General features: G+C 33.6%; 1 protein-coding gene and 1 pseudogene. One reads left to right on the top strand and one right to left on the bottom strand.

Going from position 1 to position 1,347, the window contains the following annotated elements:
- The first annotated feature begins 175 nt into the window (after positions 1–175).
- Positions 176–706, top strand: a complete 531-nt coding sequence (locus tag HU235_RS14855; RefSeq protein ID WP_095299800.1) for an endolytic transglycosylase MltG — start codon at positions 176–178, stop codon at positions 704–706.
- A 74-nt stretch (positions 707–780) separates the two neighbouring features.
- Here the strand turns inward: HU235_RS14855 and HU235_RS14860 are convergent.
- Positions 781–1,185: pseudogene (locus HU235_RS14860) on the bottom strand (phosphate signaling complex PhoU family protein); the annotation flags it as partial.
- Positions 1,186–1,347: the final 162 nt, after the last annotated feature.

Raw genomic sequence — 1,347 nt, forward strand, 5'->3', positions numbered from 1 at the left:
ACGATGCCCCATTAAAAGTAGAAACAAAAGAAGAAGATCAGGATAATCAATTAAACAAGTCACGCATTCTTGCAAAATATCGCCAAGGTATGTCCTTAGAAGCTATCGCCTTATCTGAAGGAACTTCAGTAGATAACATTCGTTCAATCGTTGAAAAGAATGAGAGGGTTTTAACATGAGTAAAACCAGTTTTCAGGCGTTTGCAGCAGGAATGATTGTGGCGACAACTCTATTAGGAGGAACATACCTTCTAACAGATAATAAATCAGCATCTGCTGATGATAAAAAACAACTTACCGAAAAAAATGTCGAAAAATACTTAGCCGAAAATGGGAGAATGGCTGTTGAGGCTGAAGAATATGAAGAATTATTAGCAGCAAAAAATTCTTCTGAACCAAAAACAGACACAGCTAAAGATACAAAAGAAGATACAGCACAGAAAGAAACAACAACAGAAACACCAGCTAAAGAAGCTCCAGCTGAAGAAAAGAAAGAAGAACCAGTTACCTACAACTTAACTATATCGGAAGGTATGACAACAAGTACTGTTTCTGATTTACTTGAACAAAACGGTATAATCGAAGATTCATTCCAATTTGATCAATACCTTATAAAAAATAATTATCACCAAAAAGTTCAATTAGGAACATTCCAAGTTAAAAAAGGAATGGACTTCCATCAACTTGCAGAAGCAATAACAAGATAATTTTTAAAAAACCAGCCTCAATGGCTGGTTTTTCTCATATCTCAACTATATTTACTCCAATAAAACTTAAACTTTTATCCGTTTAAATCATACCTTTTGCCTTTTACTAAATACATAATACTCTCTGAAATATTTGTAGTATGATCGGCAGTTCTTTCTATATATCTACAAATAAATAATAATTGAATGAGTTGCTGAGAAAATTCTTTTTTCGTCTCCATTAGCTCGATGATTTCTACTAAAGTCTCTCCATACAATGCGTCAACTTGATCATCCATATCAGCTACTTTTTTTGCCAATACTATATCCTCTTCATTAAATGCTTTAATCGATAACGATAACATACTAGAAGCAATTGTATGCATCTTCTTAATATGATGAATTGGCTTTACTAACGGTTGATCACCAATTCTTATTGTTGATTTTGCTATATTTACTGCAAAATCTGCCATTCGTTCAATATCAGATGATATTTTTATAGTCTGTCTCTTATAGCCATCTCCGAGCCCACGAGACGGACTCCTATCTCGTATGCCGTCTTCTGCTTGAAAAAAAAAAAAAAAATGTACATAAATATATCAAATCGATGTCTATATAAAAGCCATACATGAGTCATAACACCAACCAATCTCGCAGCATCG

The organism is Metabacillus niabensis (genome assembly GCF_902829255.1).
Taxonomy (GTDB): Bacteria; Bacillota; Bacilli; order Bacillales; family Bacillaceae; genus Metabacillus; species Metabacillus niabensis.

Excerpts from the sequence above, each read along its gene's own strand:
- HU235_RS14855 (WP_095299800.1), top strand. The coding sequence starts at position 176 with ATGAGTAAAACCAGTTTTCAGGCGTTTGCAGCAGGAATGATTGTGGCG.